This is a genomic window from Vibrio sp. QJM3NY_26, from assembly GCF_057786005.1.
In genome coordinates this window covers 672,815-691,407 of record NZ_CM173515.1, presented here as the reverse complement: position 1 = coordinate 691,407, position 18,593 = coordinate 672,815, and the positions used below count along the sequence as shown (strand labels likewise).

Annotated in this window: 14 protein-coding genes; 5 read left to right on the top strand and 9 right to left on the bottom strand. The window is 45.0% G+C overall.

Annotated elements, in window-relative coordinates; translation table 11 throughout:
* Positions 1-268 precede the first annotated feature (268 nt).
* From AC3CH4_RS03015 to AC3CH4_RS03000, 4 genes are all read left to right on the top strand, one after another.
* Entirely contained in the window at positions 269-1,207 is a 939-nt protein-coding gene (locus AC3CH4_RS03015; RefSeq protein WP_171308773.1) for a hypothetical protein, read from the top strand.
* A gap of 197 nt (positions 1,208-1,404) precedes the next feature.
* Entirely contained in the window at positions 1,405-2,172 is a 768-nt protein-coding gene (locus tag AC3CH4_RS03010) for a 1-acylglycerol-3-phosphate O-acyltransferase (RefSeq protein ID WP_488543271.1), read from the top strand.
* Between the two features lie 147 nt (positions 2,173-2,319).
* Complete coding sequence (locus tag AC3CH4_RS03005) at positions 2,320-3,690, top strand: MBL fold metallo-hydrolase (protein ID WP_488543270.1); 1,371 nt, start codon at positions 2,320-2,322, stop codon at positions 3,688-3,690.
* 455 nt (positions 3,691-4,145) lie between these two features.
* Entirely contained in the window at positions 4,146-5,693 is a 1,548-nt protein-coding gene (locus AC3CH4_RS03000; RefSeq protein WP_065206930.1) for an alanine/glycine:cation symporter family protein, read from the top strand.
* Positions 5,694-5,852: 159 nt separating this feature from the next.
* Here the strand turns inward: AC3CH4_RS03000 and AC3CH4_RS02995 are convergent, their stop codons facing one another.
* The 5 genes from AC3CH4_RS02995 to guaB form a co-directional block, all read right to left on the bottom strand.
* The gene (locus AC3CH4_RS02995) at positions 5,853-6,446 is read right to left on the bottom strand and encodes an acetate uptake transporter (RefSeq protein ID WP_010440610.1); all 594 of its coding nucleotides are present in this window, start codon (positions 6,444-6,446) and stop codon (positions 5,853-5,855) included.
* Positions 6,447-7,040: 594 nt separating this feature from the next.
* Positions 7,041-8,591, bottom strand: coding sequence for a Na+/H+ antiporter NhaC family protein (locus AC3CH4_RS02990; protein WP_237291105.1), 1,551 nt, complete (start codon positions 8,589-8,591; stop codon positions 7,041-7,043).
* Positions 8,592-8,865: 274 nt separating this feature from the next.
* On the bottom strand, positions 8,866-10,590 hold the full coding sequence (locus AC3CH4_RS02985; RefSeq protein ID WP_065206932.1) for a chitinase: 1,725 nt from the start codon (positions 10,588-10,590) through the stop codon (positions 8,866-8,868).
* 306 nt (positions 10,591-10,896) lie between these two features.
* Entirely contained in the window at positions 10,897-12,450 is a 1,554-nt protein-coding gene (gene guaA, locus AC3CH4_RS02980) for a glutamine-hydrolyzing GMP synthase (RefSeq protein WP_065206933.1), read from the bottom strand.
* Between the two features lie 202 nt (positions 12,451-12,652).
* Positions 12,653-14,116, bottom strand: a complete 1,464-nt coding sequence (gene guaB / locus AC3CH4_RS02975) for an IMP dehydrogenase (RefSeq protein WP_004735127.1) — start codon at positions 14,114-14,116, stop codon at positions 12,653-12,655.
* Between the two features lie 269 nt (positions 14,117-14,385).
* Here guaB and xseA point away from each other — a divergent pair, with 269 nt between their 5' ends.
* The gene (gene xseA / locus AC3CH4_RS02970; RefSeq protein ID WP_488543269.1) at positions 14,386-15,732 is read left to right on the top strand and encodes an exodeoxyribonuclease VII large subunit; all 1,347 of its coding nucleotides are present in this window, start codon (positions 14,386-14,388) and stop codon (positions 15,730-15,732) included.
* Between the two features lie 106 nt (positions 15,733-15,838).
* Here xseA and ureG read toward each other — a convergent pair whose 3' ends face one another.
* The 4 genes from ureG to ureE form a co-directional block, all read right to left on the bottom strand.
* Entirely contained in the window at positions 15,839-16,477 is a 639-nt protein-coding gene (gene ureG, locus AC3CH4_RS02965) for an urease accessory protein UreG (protein WP_017062498.1), read from the bottom strand.
* A gap of 46 nt (positions 16,478-16,523) precedes the next feature.
* Positions 16,524-17,204, bottom strand: coding sequence for an urease accessory protein UreF (locus AC3CH4_RS02960; protein WP_428784816.1), 681 nt, complete (start codon positions 17,202-17,204; stop codon positions 16,524-16,526).
* A 41-nt stretch (positions 17,205-17,245) separates the two neighbouring features.
* Positions 17,246-17,842, bottom strand: a complete 597-nt coding sequence (locus AC3CH4_RS02955; protein WP_488543268.1) for a HupE/UreJ family protein — start codon at positions 17,840-17,842, stop codon at positions 17,246-17,248.
* 235 nt (positions 17,843-18,077) lie between these two features.
* Entirely contained in the window at positions 18,078-18,530 is a 453-nt protein-coding gene (gene ureE, locus AC3CH4_RS02950) for an urease accessory protein UreE (protein WP_004735122.1), read from the bottom strand.
* Positions 18,531-18,593 lie beyond the last annotated feature (63 nt).

The window sequence follows — 18,593 nt, the reverse complement described above, 5'->3', positions numbered from 1 at the left end:
TGCGCAATTAGAGTAAGGAGCCTATCTCAATAGTAATGGGGAGCTTGGGTGATTGCTAGCAGCACATGTAAGTTCAGCAACACCAATCGACATTAATCGTTAGTGACTGTTTTATATCAACATCTAACTAATGAGCTCTTCAGGCGAGTCACATCTCGAACCATTATCGTCAGGAAAGTCATACAAACAACGTGCAAGGACAAGTCCGAACAGGGATAATTGTTTTGATAATTAAACCAACCTCAAGCACCCAGCCGATAAAAAACTAATGACCACATACTCACACATAGACACCCCATTCAACCTGCGCCACACCTGTTGGTTTTGTGGTGAACCTTCCAATGATGTTGTTGAATTCCCTAAGACTGCACAGGCTATTGCAAAGATAGACTATTCACCGATTGCACTGCCAGCTTGTAAGGAATGCGCGAGTGTTAGGTATGCAAAAGATCTAACTTCGATCTGGGCTGTGCGCGATCAGATAAAACACGCACTCATCGATAAGTACGCAAAACACTTAGGGATTGGTGAAAATTGGACGGAACAAGAGCTTATTGATTCTGATTTTTCAGGTTCGACACTTGGCGGGTTTGGGCGCAGTGCTTGGAAGATGTATCAAATCGCCAAGCAGCGAGTCGACTATAAAGGTTGGCCTTTATCGGTTGATGACATTGTAATAGAGGTCTACGACGAAACCAGTGGCTTTGAATTTGACGGTACTCGCTATGCTTCAATCAATTCATGTATCGATTATTTCACTAAGGCTGCGGGCGTAGACAAAGAGCTGCTATCGCAACTTGTCGACATAGTTTCAACAGACCGTTTTAGCTACGCACTACGAATCGCCAAGCTAAACAAGAATGTCTCTAATACCAAACGCTCAGAGATCATCGAAGAGGTGTTACAGCAAGAGTCTGAGCAAGAAGAGATACAGCTTGAGCAAGCCAATTCACTGTTCAACCCAAATGTCGAAGAAGTCAGCATTTCAGGTTCGACGGCTCCGGTGTTCGCTATTCAATGGGCAATGATGAATAACGTTAAAGATTTAGCTCACCTTTGTTCACTCGAAGATGATTATTTTGATTATTTCGAACATCTTGGTGGCCCTGCAGCTTTCATGTCTTATAACGGCCTACAACTCTATTTAGAATCGCGTCAAGATCCTGAATGGGTAGAAAAGCTGGATCCCAATAAACAGTATTGGTGAACATGCCTCGCTACTGGTGAACACGTGTAAGCTCGATGATCGTCTCAAACACCCATTGTTAGTCCTTGTTTTATATAAAGATCTAAAAACAGAACCCTATAACAGTTAATTGTTGCAATTCGGTTAAATAGAGTGAAAACTTCAAGCATCTAAAACTATTTAATCACTGCAATCTTGCGGTGAGTAAGGAGTGAATTGTGCTTGCTGTTCTTCGTATAATTTTGGCTACGGTGTTTATTATTTTCACCACCCTCTGTGCTTTTGTTTACTGCTTGTTTAGCCCCAAGAACCCCAAGCATGTGTACGTTTTCTGTCGTTGGTTCAACCAGCTACAAAAGATCGTCGGTGTAAAACTGGTGCAGCGCGGCCTAGACAATGCGCCAACGTCAGAAAAAAGCGTCTACATCTCTAACCACCAAAGCATATTAGACTTTGTGACCGACCCAGGAATGCTAAGGCCTCGCACTGTTTCATTGGGCAAGCGTGATTTGTTGTATGTGCCTTTCTTTGGTCTGCTGTATTGGATCACCGGTAACATCATGATTAACCGCGAAGATAAGTCCAAAGCACGTGATACCATCAAGCAAGTGGCGGAAGCGATTCATCAGCGAGATCTGTCTGTTTGGGTTTATCCCGAAGGAACGCGCAGTAAAGGGCGTGGACTACTGCCATTCAAAACGGGCGCTTTCCGAATGGCGATTGAAGCCGGCGTGCCTATCACTCCGATGTGTACCAGCACCACGCACAATAAGATTGACCTCAACCGAGTTAATAATGGCATTGTGATCACCGAGATGCTTGAGCCTATCGATGTGACTGGGTACAAGCTCAGCGATGCGAGAGAGCTGGCCAATCGCTGTCACGCAATCATGGCAGAGAAAATAGCACAGTTAGATGCCGAAGTGGCTCGTTTAGAGGCGCAACAAAACCCAGAACTGGATTCAGACGGTTCTTCTACGAACTAAGTCGCAACGAACCCACTGAGTCATCGCTCAGTTACTTAAAAAGACACTCAACGATCGCAACTCTCATTGTTCTTGTTTTACATGCCGGCGCTTATCCGCAAAATAAAAACAGGCGTTAATGGCTTTATAGAGCAATGGGAGTAAACGATGGAAGTGATTCACCATGGCGGCAAACATACCGTCACAGGATCTTGTCACGAATTAAGAGATTCAGGCCAAGCGGTACTCATCGATTGTGGCCTTTTTCAAGGTTTAGATCTTCAAGGTAAAAAGCTTCAAGGGGAAGACGCACGCCCTCTTGATATTGAATTTGAAACGTCCCACCTTAACGCTCTGCTGCTGACTCATACTCACATTGATCATATTGGTCGATTACCTTGGTTACTCGCCAGTGGCTTTAACCAACCGATTTATTGCACTCAGGCGACGGCTGAACTCGCTCCTTTAATGATTGAAGACGGCTTAAAACTGCAAGGGCTCAGCCATAAACAATCCAAACTCATCCTTAAAAAAATTCATTCGTTGATTGCTCCCAAGCCTTATGGAGAGTGGTTTCCAATTGTCTCTAAACAGCAAAACGACGGAAGGGTTCATCATAGGCCAAATACTCTGTATGCTCGTTTTCAAACTGCTGGGCATATCTTAGGCTCCGCCTATATTGAGCTTAAGTTACCAAACCAAGAAGTGGTGGTCTTTTCAGGCGACTTGGGCCCAAGTAACACGCCACTGCTGCCGGATCCAAAACCACCACAACAAGCCGATTACCTATTTATTGAATCCACTTATGGCACCAGCACGCACGACGATATTGCAACACGCTCTGAGCGTCTCAAAGCAATTATTGACCGTTCACTACTCAATGGTGGTGTCATCCTGATCCCGGCATTTAGTATCGGAAGAACACAAGAACTGTTGTTTGATATTGAAAACCTGATCTTTGAGCATCAACTCAGCGCCGATATTCCTATCATCCTCGATTCGCCTATGGCAGAGAAAGTAACGCGTTCATACCGACGCTTTAAAGAGTTATGGGGTCAAGAAGCTAAACAGCGCCTAGAGCTGAAACGTCACCCACTCGCTTTTGAGCAATGCATTACCGTTGATGGGCATAGAATGCACAAGAAAATCGTCAATCGTCTTAAGTCGACAGGTGAACCCGCAATTGTGGTCGCAGCTTCTGGAATGTGTCAGGGCGGCAGGATCATGAACTACTTATCGGCTTTGCTTCCAGATAAACGCACCGATTTGATTTTAGCGGGCTATCAAGCACACGGAACGCTCGGGCGCGAGTTGCAACAAGGTAAAACACAGGTTTTTATTGATAACAAAGACGTTGAGGTTAATGCTCAAATTCATGGCATGTCTGGCTACTCGGCTCATGCCGATAAAGAGGATCTCAACCGATTTATAGCAGGAATTTCCGTTCCACCAAAAGAGCTGCATTTGATACATGGCGAACCAAATACTCAGTCTGAGTTCGCTCAAGAACTACAGGCGCGAGGGTTTGTGGTTGTTTGAAACACGCATCAAACTAGCCACTTTTACTCAGTAAACATTAAGGCCAGAATTATCGAGCCTTCAAAGGCACAGTTTCTTAGACCTGCGAGATCACTCGATGAAGGTGATATATTCCAATCAAATCCATCTCGCCACTCATATATCAGCCGTTCATGCTAATCGGTTTTCACCGCTGTTTTTCTCGATTTTGTCTCTTCTGCATGGCTCAAATTTCCATTTTTGTATTAATCACTATTTATTCACTCTGCAAAACGCCAGAAAATACATACAGTTGCATATGAAGTTAAATGGAACGATTATCGAATTAGAACTAAGCGTTAACAAACCTCCTCTGTAACTTGCTTTATGTCACAGTAATCCTAATGCGCAGTTAAATAATTTAACACTTGGGTTACAAGTGAAGTATTGTGTTGTTCGAAAAACAATCATAAGTAAAACTAACAGGGAAAATACTCATGCAGTCATTCGTTGATTTTTTGAATGGAATAATCTGGAGCCCAGTACTTATCTACCTATGTTTAGGTGCAGGTTTGTTCTACTCCATCATGACTCGATTTGTTCAAATCCGTCACTTCTTTGAAATGTGGCGCTTGCTACTATCAGGTAAAAGCTCTACAAAAGGCATCTCGTCTTTCCAAGCTCTTGCCGTTTCGCTATCTGGCCGTGTAGGTACAGGTAACATTGCCGGTGTTGCTGCCGCTATCGGTTTCGGTGGCCCAGGTGCAGTATTCTGGATGTGGGTTGTAGCCTTCTTTGGCGCCGCGACTGCTTACGCAGAATCTACGCTAGCGCAAATCTACAAAGAAGAAGACGAAGGCCAGTTCCGTGGTGGTCCGGCTTACTACATTGAAAAAGCGATGGGCCAGAAGTGGTACGCATGGATCTTCGCTATCTCAACTATTTTTGCATGTGGTATTTTGCTTCCAGGTGTTCAGTCAAACAGTATTGGTAATGCTGTAGAAGCTGCATTTGGTTCAGGCGACATGATTGAAACAGCTATCGGTACATTCAGTTTCGCTAAAATTTTCACTGGTACTGTTGTTGCTATCATCCTTGCTTTCATCATCTTTGGTGGTGTTAAACGTATTGCGAACTTCACACAAATTGTTGTTCCATTCATGGCATTGGCTTACATCATTATCGCGTTCGTTATCATCTTGCTAAACATCGGCCAAGTGCCAGCTGTTTTCGGAATGATTCTTGGCGATGCATTCACACCTATGGCGGGCTTTGGTGCTGCAATTGGTTGGGGCGTTAAGCGTGGTGTTTACTCAAACGAAGCGGGTCAAGGTACTGGTCCTCACGCAGCGGCAGCGGCAAATGTCGATCACCCAGCTCAGCAAGGTTTGGTACAAGCGTTCTCTATCTACATCGATACTCTTCTAGTATGTTCTGCTACAGCGTTCATGATCATCATCACTGGTGCTTACAACGTTCACGGCGGCGCTGAAGGCGTGTTCCTTGTTCAGAACCTAGCAGCAAACATTGGCGCGAATGGTCCTGTATTTACACAGCTTGCTATTGAAAGTGCACTACCAGGCATTGGTAAGCCATTCATCGCATTTGCTCTGTTCTTCTTCGCATTTACAACGATTCTTGCTTACTACTACATCGCAGAAACGAATATTGCTTACCTACGTCGTACCATCAAAATCCCTGGCATGATGTTCGTACTTAAGCTTGTTCTTATCACTGCGGTTTTCTATGGCACAGTCAAAACAGCTAACCTTGCATGGGCAATGGGTGATGTTGGTGTTGGCTTGATGGCATGGTTAAACATCGTAGGTATTCTGATCATCTTCTTCATGTCTAAGCCAGCGCTTAAAGCACTTGCTGATTATGAAGAGCAACAGAAACAAGGCGTAACTGAGTACACATTTAATCCTGTAAAACTAGGCATCAAAGGTGCTACTTACTGGGAAGAGAAGTACAAGCGTAAAACAGGTAAGTCTCCTGAAGCAGAAGCTGCAGACACTAAACCTGTAGAGCAACCTTCAGCTTAAGATTGCCTTAGCAAATAGATTGCTTTAACAAATAGATCGCTTTAACTGGCTCTATTAATAACGCATAAAAAAGGGGTTAGCCATTTCGGCTAACCCCTTTTGTTTTATTCATAACCAATAAACGGCTTATAACAAACTAACTGTTCCCGAGTTAGAGTATTAAGCAGCGATTTCTTGTGTTGCCATTTGAGGTGCTTTCTTCTCACCGATAGGCAGTACTGTGCGGCCGTATTCGTTGTTGATTACTTGTGCCATTGCAAAGTAGATAGCTGAAGCGCCACAGAAAATACCTTCAAAACCAGCGATAGTGCCGATTAGTTCACTGCCAGTGAAATCACGAGCTGCAAGTAGGAAGAACAGGATCGTTAGTGAACCGAATACTACTTGCTTCGCAACTGGGTAACATAGAGAACCGATGAACATGAAGCCTGTGAAGATGCCCCATAGTAGTAGGTACCAACCCATGAATGCAGCAGGGCTTGCTGGAAGACCCATGTAAGGCATCACGATCAAACCAACTAGAGATAACCAAAATAGGCCGTATGAAGTAAATGCTGTCGTACCGAACGTGTCACCACGTTTGAAACACATAGTGCCCACGATAACTTGGCTCAAACCACCGTAAAAAATACCCATTGCAAGAATCATAGAATCGATTGGGAAGAAACCTGCGTTGTGGATATTAAGAAGAATAGTGGTCATACCGAAACCCATTAAGCCTAGTGGCGCTGGGTTAGCTAGTTTGGTGGACATTGCGAATTTACCTTATTAAAGTGGTTGATTAAAAAAAAACGATAAAAATTATCAGAAAATTTTAATCTATAAACCGTACAACTAGGTAATCCAGTTATCGCAAACTAAGATTGTACAAATGATCTTATGGAAGATTAGTTTCATAAGCAGCTTGTTTGATTCACCGAAACTATCAATAAACAGATTCCCTATCACGCTATAAAAAAGATGCGAGTAACGAGATACGAGATGCGAAAAAGTCTTTAGATTCGATTAAGCGGGATACGAAGAGCGTGTTTAGATTGAGTAAGCGAGAAACTAAATAGCAAACACGAGTAATAATAAGACGAGCTTTTCGTTACTCGTTTACTCGCATCCCGTATCTACTCATTAGAGCGTCATTCCAGAATCGAGGAACGAGATATCTGGAATCTGCCTTTCAATATATACACCAACAGTAAACGCGAGAGATTCCCTACTACGCTCATACCTCGCTATAGGGAATGACGGATAGAGTAAGGAATATGAGGTATAAAGTGACGAACGATAGGGAGCGAACTTTTCGCTACTCGTTTACTCGCATCCCGTATCTAGTCTCTCATTTGTAATCTTAAATTACGCTTGTTGTGGTTTAGATTCAGACACTTGAGATTGAACTTCTGAAGAAGCGTTTTTACTTGCATCGCGCTTAGCTAACAGAGTCACAAGGATAAGCTGAGCAACAAGCGCACCTAGAACCACCCATGCACTTCCAGTAAAGCCTGCCACGACAAAACTAACCAAAGCGATAGAGCCGTTCATCAATGCATAAGGTAGCTGCGTCTTAAAGTGTTCAAACTGGTCACACCCTGCCCCTGTTGAAGAAAGAATCGTTGTTTCAGAGATCGGTGAGCAATGGTCACCAAACAAACCACCAGACAACACAGCGCCAATTGCGACGAGTAGCGGTGCATCAATCGCAATCGCGGTTGGAATAACCAATGGCATCATTATCGCGAAGGTTCCCCACGACGATCCCGTTGCGAATGAAATAATCGCCGACAACAAAAAAGCGACCGCTGGTACTAACCAGTATGGAAAGCCGCTCTGTGCTTGCTCGGCGATATAGGCCGCTGCACCTAGCTCTTTACCGACTGTGCTTAACGCCCATGCCAATACTAAGATGATCGCTACGGGCATCATGTTTCCCATGCCTTTTAAATACACTGCAACACCATCAGACAGCTTTCTTACACCGTAGTAAGCCATTAGCGAGATCAAGGTAATCGCCGCAAAGAAATAAGCCGATGATAAAGCCGCTCTGAACGATGAACCCGCGACCTTTTGAAACGGGAAGCCTTGTGGAACTAACATGGCACACAACACCACCAGCATCACTAACAATGGAGCCCAAACAAAAGATGCCTTTGCATTTTTATGCGAGAACGGATTCAGTGAGTCGCTATTCACGCCAGTATCGATTCCCGCTTGGCAATCACGCTCGGCTTTTGCCATTGGCCCAAAGTCTAAACCTTTAACGGACACTAACGGGACGATGAAAATCGCTAGGAATGCGTAGAACTGAAAAGGAATCGCACCGATGAAGGCATCCCAATCAGACATGTTGACATTCAACGCCGTGAATTCTTTTTGAATCAGACTCATGATGTAAACGCCCCATCCAATGAAAGGGATAAGAATAGCAACGGGCGACGAGGTTGAGTCGATGATGAATGCTAGCTTCTGTCTTGAGAGTTTCAGTTTATCGAAAAGGGGACGAAAAACAGGGCCAACAATTAAAGGGGTGCCTAAGTCTGAGAAAAATATAACGATTCCACCAAACCATGCTGAGATTTGAGCTTGGCATTTGTTGCTTACCCATTGAGTAACACGCTTGGCAAATGCAACGCCACCACCTGATTTCTCCATCAGAGCAACAAAGCCACCGATGAACACCAACAGCATGATCACACCTGCGTTGTAGCTGTCGGTAAGTTGAGGGACTAGGTAACCTTTAACCATAGTACCAAACGTATCAAGCGGGTTAAGTTCGCTAAACATACCAGTAAGCATCGCAACGCCACTGAGTACACCAGCAAAAAGGCCTATCACCACATTCCTTGTCGCCAACGACAACACCAAAGTAATCACAATGGGGATGAGTGACGTGATATCTGTCTGTTCCATAGGTACACCTTAACCCTAAAATAAAAAGAATAAATATAAATTAAATTTGAATATAAATTCACAATCACCATTTGTACAGAACTTTATCCTCTAACTGGATAATTAGTCTTTAAATGCGCTTCAACATAGCCAAATAGACCAATAGCCCTGCTTAGATAGCCAAGTTCGAAACGAAAAAAAGCCGAAAGTAGAAACTTTCGGCTTTTGACTATTTATATCATTATGGTCGTACTACTGAACTCGTCGGTTAGACCGCTTTTCAGTATTCAGACGATCAATTACAGCTAATTTCATCCCAGAACCAATTCGACTGAACCGGGCTTTCCCATACACCCGGGCCGTTTTTAGCCACGAAACACTTGCCGTTATGCGTCACTTTATCACCGTTACTCACTTGGCTAACGCCCGCTTGCCATGTGATAAACACTGATGGATCAACGACGACAGGCGGCTCGGTAACAGGCGGTTCTGTGATTGGTGGGTCAACTGGTGTTGGGTCTACCGGAGCAGGATCGACAGGTGCAGGGTCAACTGGCGATGGATCTGTCACGGGTAGAGTTGGCTCTCCAGTAACCAATTTCCAAGGGCCACCATTGGCAGGGTCATCCCCTTGTGTCCACCATTTCGCTTCGTAGGTTGCACCGTTGTGAGTAACTTGGTCACCCGCGTTGTAAACCTTGGTCGCACTCCAACCGTTACCACCGGGATCAGTACCTGGGTCTACCGGATCAAGCTTATCGACCACTTTCACTTCAGGCCAGCTCGCATGAGAACCATAAAAATTCGTCACACACTTCTCGTAATCGCCAGCCACTAGCGCTGAATATGCCGTTTGGAATCCAACCAACTCACATTCAAATGAGTAGCCTTCTGGGCGGTCTGCGTAGTATTTCCAGTTGCCATCCCAGTTGGTGTACAACACATCGGTCGCGCCGTTGAGATTCAAGCTTCCGTAAGGCGTTTGCTGCCAACAAGTATTGGCTTCATCCACTTCTACCGGAATTTCATAGTGCGCCGCTAACCCTTCCCAGTAACGAATACGGTTAACGGGTTGGCCTTTGTCTTTGTTCTGCTCACCACATTCAATACCACCATTAATCACGTTGATCGTGGTCCCAAAGCCATAACCAATGCCCGCATCTAATTCGCGTTGAGAGGGAGTCCAAGTGCGGTCAATAACGTGCAGCATTGCTGGTTTAGGAGCTTGAGGTGTAAGGAAGAACCAGATAGCAGAAGCCAAGTTCAACCATGAATCAGCAACCAAGCCTGGATTATTCAATAGAACCGTCGCATCACCATCAAACATCACTTCCGAGAACGCGCCGTAGTTAAAATGGTAAGAAAGCTGTTTAGCACCACGTCCGAAGTAACCCTGCCCCGCGGCACATGGCCAACGTGCATTCTGCCAATCGTTCTGACCACAACCCGTGGTATAACCTTCTTGGCCTTCAGACCAACCCATTTCACGAACATGTACCAGCGCTTGCTGCCATTCTTCGAGAGCTAATGGATTATCAGAGGTGTTGTCTATCGCGATGTGACCGCCCGTCTCTTGTGAGAAATGAGCAAAGGCCGTAATGATGGATTTTTTACAAATGGCGTCGGAGTCACGGCCGTCAGTGTACTCTCCGCAGAAGGCTGGGAATTTACCAATCGCACGTAAGAAACGAGTGTAGGTGTATTCTGGTGCAGCCATTTGAGTGAGGAAGTCCCATTCAGATTGAGGGAATACACGCTCGACTCGTTTCACGTTTTCAGGATTCGAGGCTAAACCCGGTTCTATCGCTTCAACAATACTATTGGGACGAGTTTGTAATGCTTGTGACCAAATCGCATACATAGGATCGGATGTTTTCGCTTGTTCAGCAGCTTGTAATGCCGACTTTTCAACAAGGTAGCCATTCGGGTTTTGCGGATCAGGTTGAATGTTCAAAGACGCGTAACTGTGTGCTGCTAAAGTGCAGCAAACTATTGTCGCCAAATATTTGATTTTTAACATGATGGATTCTCTTATCTGTCCTTAATAAGTCCATCAAAGAGTATGTGGCACACGGGGAATAGCCTAGCTGTTGCGGTATGAATTTATAAAAAGTGCGAGTGATAGTTTTATGTATAGTTAAACGTAACAATGCGTCTCATACTTTCTTGAGCTGATATCTAACTTCCAACTCATTTGGTTTCTAGAGGTTAGATATGGCTCTTTAATACCCTGAATCAGAAAGAAAAAAGCCCCGAACTGAGTTCGAGGCTTTTAATAATTAAGTCAAATAATAGCTAAATCAACGCTGGTTAAATCTCTAAGAGATTATTCCCATTCGATAGTTGCTGGTGGCTTACCAGAAATATCGTAAACAACACGCGAAATGCCGTTAACTTCGTTGATAATACGGTTAGAAACCTTACCTAGGAAGTCGTATGGTAGGTGTGCCCAGTGAGCAGTCATGAAGTCGATAGTTTCTACAGCACGTAGAGATACAACCCAATCGTACTTACGGCCATCGCCCATTACGCCAACTGAACGTACTGGCAGGAATACCGTGAATGCTTGAGATACTTTGTGGTAAAGGTCAGCAGCATGAAGCTCTTCAATGAAGATAGCATCAGCACGACGCAGTAAATCACAGTACTCTTTCTTAACTTCACCAAGTACACGAACACCTAGACCAGGTCCCGGGAATGGGTGGCGGTAAAGCATGTTGTATGGAAGACCAAGCTCTAGGCCGATCTTACGTACTTCATCTTTAAACAGCTCACGTAGAGGCTCAACAAGGCCCATTTCCATATCATCAGGAAGGCCACCAACGTTGTGGTGAGATTTGATTACGTGTGCTTTGCCAGTCTTAGATGCAGCAGACTCGATTACGTCTGGGTAGATAGTACCCTGAGCAAGCCATTTTGCATTTTTCAGTTTCTTAGATTCTTCATCGAAGATATCTACGAATACGTGACCAATGATCTTACGCTTAGCTTCTGGTTCAGCTTCGCCTTCCAGAGCGTTAAGGAAACGATCTTCAGCATCAACTTTAATGATGTTAAGGCCGAATTTGTCACCAAACATGTCCATAACCTGCTCGCCTTCGTTTAAACGAAGAAGACCGTTATCAACAAATACACATGTTAGTTTGTCGCCGATAGCGCGGTGAGCAAGCATCGCAACTACAGATGAATCAACACCACCAGAAAGACCAAGGATGACTTCGTCGTCACCTACTTGCTCTTTAATACGTGCAACTGCATCTTCAATGATAGACGCTGAAGTCCACAGACCTTCACAACCACACGCGTTAAGAACGAAGTTCTCAAGCATTTTTAGGCCGTTTTTAGTGTGCGTTACTTCTGGGTGGAATTGAACACCGTAGTATTTCTTATCTTCGTTTGCCATTGCTGCGTATGGGCAAGTGTCTGTCTCTGCGATTTTTGTAAAATCAGCAGGGATTTCAACCACTTTGTCACCGTGGCTCATCCAAACATCTTGAGTTGTCTCAAGGTCAGCGAAAAGTGCCGATTCACCTGTCACTTGTACCGCTGCGTAGCCGAATTCGCGCTCAGTAGACGTTGCTACTTTACCGCCAAGTTGCTCAGCCATCGTTTGCATGCCGTAGCAGATACCGAAGACAGGAACACCTGAATCAAATACGTACTGAGGTGCACGTGGAGAATTCTCTTCCGTTACACTTTCAGGGCCACCAGATAGGATGATACCGTCTGGATTGAATTCACGAATATCCGCTTCTTCTACGTCCCAGCTCCAAAGTTCACAGTAAACACCGATCTCACGAATACGACGAGCTACTAGCTGTGTGTATTGAGAACCGAAGTCCAGAATTAGAATACGTTGGTCATGAATATTTTTAGTCATTGTAAGCAGTCTTATTGGCTATGTGATAAAACGGAGGCGAGTTTACTCACCTCTGATTAACTCTTCAAGAAATAAAGCAAACGTTTTCGTTAGATATCTTTAACCACGTGTTTTGAGAAAATCGGACTTTTAACAAAACAGACGGTAGATAAAATAATGTGCCGACTAAATCAGCACATTATTCAAACGTTTGGACGTATTATTAACCTAAACGGTAGTTAGGTGCTTCTTTCGTGATTTGAACATCGTGTACGTGAGATTCTTTCATGCCCGCACCTGAGATACGAACAAACTCAGCTTTAGTACGCATATCTTCAACAGTTGCAGAACCCGTTAGGCCCATGCTTGAGCGTAGACCGCCCATCTGTTGGTGAACGATCTCTTTTAGACGACCTTTGTATGCGATACGACCTTCAATACCTTCTGGAACAAGCTTGTCTGCAGCGTTGTCAGATTGGAAGTAACGGTCAGAAGAACCTTGAGACATAGCGCCAAGAGAACCCATACCACGGTAAGACTTGTAAGAACGACCGTTGTAAAGGATAACTTCACCCGGTGCTTCTTCAGTACCCGCGAACATTGAACCAACCATCACACAAGATGCGCCAGCAACGATAGCTTTACAGATATCGCCAGAGAAGCGAATGCCGCCATCTGCGATTACTGGAATACCGTATTCGTTAGCCACTTCAGCTGCGTCTGCGATTGCTGTTACTTGAGGAACACCAACACCAGTAACGATACGAGTCGTACAGATTGAACCCGGGCCGATACCTACTTTAACCGCACTAACACCCGCTTCGATAAGAGCACGAGCGCCAGCGCCAGTTGCTACGTTACCACCGATGATTTGTAGATCAGGGTATGCAGCACGCGTATCACGGATACGGTTAAGTACGCCTTCAGAGTGACCGTGTGAAGAGTCGATAAGTAGAACGTCTACGCCAGCTTCAACAAGAGCGGCAACGCGCTCTTCGTTACCAGCACCAGCACCAACAGCTGCACCTACACGTAGGCTGCCGCGCTCATCTTTACAAGCGTTTGGTTTACGTTCTGCTTTATGGAAATCTTTTGCAGTGATCATTCCCGTTAGTTGGAAGTCATCATTTACAACAAGAACTTTTTCAACACGCGCTTCGTGCATTTTCTCTTGAACTTCTTCACGAGTTGCACCTTCTTTAACAGAGGCAAGGCGAGCTTTAGGCGTCATTACTACGTCAACTTTCTTAGAAAGGTCAGTCACAAAGCGAACGTCACGGCCAGTAATAATACCAACAAGTTCGTTTGTTTCAGTAACAACAGGGAAACCGGCGAAGCCGTGTTTTTGAGTAAGGGCTACAACATCAGCGATTGTCGCGTCAGGGTTTACAGTCACAGGGTGAGAAACCACACCTGCTTCGTAAATTTTAACCTGGCGAACCATTTCAGCTTGCTGTTCAATAGACATGTTCTTATGAATGAAGCCGATTCCGCCTTCTTGTGCCAGTGCAATCGCTAGGCGAGCTTCTGTCACAGTATCCATAGATGCAGAGATCATTGGGATGTTTAGGGAAATATTCTTCGTCAGCTGAGTGCGAAGATCAGCTGTATTAGGGAGAACGGTGGAGTGTGCTGGCACTAGCAGTACGTCGTCGAATGTCAGCGCTTCTTTGGCAATTCTTAGCATTTGCAATATCTCACAATAATAGGAGTAAAAAGAAACAATCCAATCTCATCGTTTCGCCTAATGAGGGCAGCCAATTAAGGAAAATCAAACTGCATTTGGATTAGATATTGCGGACGGATTATACGGCCAACGAAATCGCTTGGCTACACATTTTTGTATTTTTAATTTGCATTTACCCCCTTGCTATGTATTATATTGCCGCTATCTTCCATACTCACGCCCTGTGAGATTCCAAGAAAGACCTTCCTTCAAGGAAAGATAGTGCTTCTATGACTAATCCAAACATCTTTACTGTTTCTCGCCTCAACTCAGAGGTTCGTCTCCTATTAGAAAACGAAATGGGAATAGTCTGGCTCGTTGGTGAAATCTCAAATTTCTCTGCACCTGTCTCTGGTCACTGGTACCTCACGCTTAAAGACTCTCGCGCTCAAGTTAAGTGCGCCATGTTTCGTGGCAATAACCGCCGTGTGACTTTTAAGCCTCAGAACGGTAATCAAGTTCTAGTCAAAGCTCGTCTTTCTCTTTATGAGCCACGTGGTGACTATCAACTGATCATTGAAAGCATGCAGCCAGAAGGTGACGGCAAGCTTCAGCAAGAGTTTGAAAAACTTAAGATGAACTTGGCGGCGGAAGGCTTATTTGCTCAGTCCAGTAAACAAATTCTTCCAGAACACCCTAAATGCGTTGGTGTCATCACCTCTAAAACAGGCGCTGCGTTGTTTGATATTCTAGACGTACTGAAAAGGCGCGATCCTTCATTGCCAGTCATCGTCTATCCGACCATGGTACAAGGTGAAGGAGCTTCGATTCAGATCGCTCAAGCGATTGGACGTGCCAATGAGCGCAACGAATGTGATGTATTGATCGTGGGTCGTGGCGGCGGTTCATTAGAAGACTTATGGTGTTTCAATAACGAGATCGTAGCTCGCACAATTGCAGCAAGCCAGATCCCGATTATCAGCGCCGTTGGCCACGAAGTTGACGTCACTATCGCCGATTTCGTCGCAGACATGCGTGCTCCAACGCCATCAGCAGCCGCTGAATTGGTTAGCCGTGACAACAGTCATAAAGAGCAAGCTTATGCCTCTAAACGTGCTCGTTTAGTCAGTGCGATTCGTCATGTGTTAATCAAACAAGCACAATCAACTCAAACGTTGAAATACCGCTTAGAGAAGCAACATCCGAGCTACCAACTGCAAAAGCAGAGTCAGCAGCTTGATGACCTAGATATGCGCTTGCGTCGTGGTATGACTCAATACCTAAAGCAGCATGCACAGCGTGTTGAGCGCAAACAGCACCAGCTTCAATTGAACTCGCCAGTGAAGCGCCTTGGCGAACAAAAACTGCATCTGCAACGTTCAGAGCAAAAGCTATTAGATGCGATGGATAAGACATTACTAACCACTCGCCACCAGCTCGCTATGGCTGCAGAGAAGTTAGAAACCGTTAGTCCGCTGGCAACGCTAAAGCGCGGCTACAGCATTACTCATTCAGCATCGAGCAAGACGGTATCATCGATTAACGATGTCGAAGTAGGCGAAGTGATCACCACTCAAGTTGAAGATGGTGTAATTGAATCGCAAGTAACAACAAGAATCGCTAAGAGCGAGCTTTAGCTTCGATTAGAACGTTAGAAATCATTTAAAATCAGAAAGCCCTATCGATAATCGACAGGGCTTTTTTGTATCTACTGGCTTCAAAAGAAACGACCTGATTCAAATCCTACTCAGTCGTAGAAGGCTCCTTCATGGTTAGCATCCCTTCTGTCACAATAAAGTTGATGATGAAGTCTAAGCCTTGGCTCTCTTTTAGGTTGGTGAACACATATGGCTTGGTTGGTCGCATGCGCTGCGTGTCTTGCTCCATCACCTCAAGTGACGCTCCAACATACGGTGCTAAATCGATCTTGTTGATGACTAGCAGATCAGAGCGTGTAATACCCGGACCTCCTTTACGTGGGATCTTCTCCCCTTCAGCAACATCAATCACGTAGATAGTAAGGTCGGCTAACTCAGGGCTGAACGTCGCACTCAAGTTATCACCACCACTTTCGACGAATACAACATCGAGGTTCTTATGCAGCTTGGCAAGCTCTTCCACTGCCGCGAGGTTCATCGAGGCATCTTCACGGATCGCCGTATGTGGGCAACCGCCCGTTTCCACGCCAATAATACGATCAGGTTCCAGAGCCTCTGCTCGCGTAAGTATCTTGGCGTCTTCTTGGGTGTAGATATCATTTGTTACCACGGCGATATTAAGCTTGTCGCGAATCGCTTTACATAGCACTTCTAATAGCGCTGTTTTACCAGACCCTACCGGGCCACCAATACCAATTCGAAGGGGTTGCTTATAACTTTCCATTGTCTACTTCCTTATATTCTTTTTACTACACCGTTCTAGCTGGCCGCTACGAACGAAATAGTCGTGTGTATTGTGTTTCGTGCAGTGAGCTCGCTAATGCCATCGAAGGCGAAAAGCTCCCTATCATCCAATCTTCTATCGTGCGTGCTTTCTCAATGATCTCGGGAAACGTGTTGGTGATATTAATCAATGCCAACTGCCCATCGGTTTGTCCCAAAGGCACCAGTTTCACGCCTGCGGTAACGATATTTTCAAGCCAGCTCCATAAGTAACCTTGCTTGAGACTTTCTAAATCAATGCTCCAATGCTGAGCCGCCATACACATGCCCAACAATTGGTTTGGATGACTATCAACAGAATCCACCAGCGAAATATCGATATCTAAGCGCTTCAACAAGGTGTTCAATGCATGCCCGCGCTGCTTTTCTTCCGCTCGTAATTCACTGGTTTCGCGGCTTGAGTATAAATAGTTACACCAATGCTCAATCTCATCGATTTCACCCTTTTCTAGAGCATGATAAAGACGCTCTAAGATAGGTAATTCCAAGGTCGCAACACTGGAACTGACAATGGTATTAAGCCACTGTTCCATGCTATCGCGATTGGTCACCCACCCCGCTTCAACCGCTAACTCGAGACCTTGCGAATAAGTGAAACCACCAATCGGCAACGATGGACTGATCAATTGAAAGAGACGATAAATGGCGACATTTTCTGTTGTGGTCATACTCTTGCTCTCTGTCTTCTAGAATCAAAAAGTTCGAGAGCTTACGCGCCTAACAGCAATAGTGCGCTTGCTGAAGCCACACCGACCGACATCCATTTAGAGTAAACCGCGCGGCCAACAAAAGTACCAATAACAATCAGAGCCAAAGCACTGATACTCATGCCTGTTGCGAACTGAGTCAGGTTGCTCGCGGCTTCAACGCCGTGTGCGTAACCATGGAAGAACAACATAGCAATCGAAGCAACTAATACGCTGTTTACACGCTTGGTTGATGGTGAGAATACATGCCATAAACATAAGCTGACGACAAACAGAGAAGCGATAATGGCAGGCTCAACAATCACAGAGAAACCTAGGGCTTGGCCTGCGATAAGCCCTACCACCAAAGACACCAATCCACCGCCAATCAGAGCGGCTTTTGTCTTGATGGAAAATGACAGTGCGCCAATTAATAAACCGAAAGCGATCAGCATGATCAGATGATCCATGCCAGTCACAGGGTGAGTTAAGCCAGACATAAACGAGTGAGACTCATGAACTGAATGCGCCCCATGTCCTGGGTGAGCGAAAGCCATCGTTGATGTTGTTAGAGAAGCTATTGTGAAAGTGCATAAGCCTGCAGCTGTTTTAAAGTTCATCGCGAGTTCCTTGCTTTATACCAATCGTAGTAAATAATTGCTCACCCTAGCTTGCTAAAATGCTCGATAACTGCGTTATAATTTTTGATTGTAGAATAACTACTTATCGAAAAATTATGCCTTGTTCTCAAGCCTTTTTTCTGCGCTATTGTTGATCACTTACTTACTGTGATTGGTATTATTGTTATTAATATCGTGGTTGTATCTATAAATGGGTGAGTCATCAATGACTCGATTAATGATGGTGATGATGTCCACCAGAGCGACCGCCATAAGCACCGCCTTCTGGTTCAAACGGTTGTTTCTCGGTGGTCACTTTCGCGCCCAAACCTTCGACCATTTCATCCAAAACATGGTCGTGTTGATAACGAACCCAGCCCGCTTCCACTTGCAGTGGAACATGACGGTTACCAAGGTGGTACGCCACTCGTGTTAACAGGAGCAAGTCTTCACAGTAAACAGTCGAAACTGTTTCTGGTGCCGCTTTCACTTCCACTACCAAGCCACATTCACTCGACAGTTGTTCGCCACCACGCAAGATATGACCTCGCGGTAGAAACAGTCCGGCATTGCGCCCGTCATCGAGCATCACCTTAAGACGGCTCTTAATGCGGCTATCGATCGGCAGGCTTAAGTAGCCGTCCGGTGCATTTTGTATTTGAGTATTCAGTTGAGTCAGTTCAATCATGCTATTACCTCAATCTCCTTGTGAGATTTATAACGTTTAAATTAGGAGCCTTCAGCCTAAAAG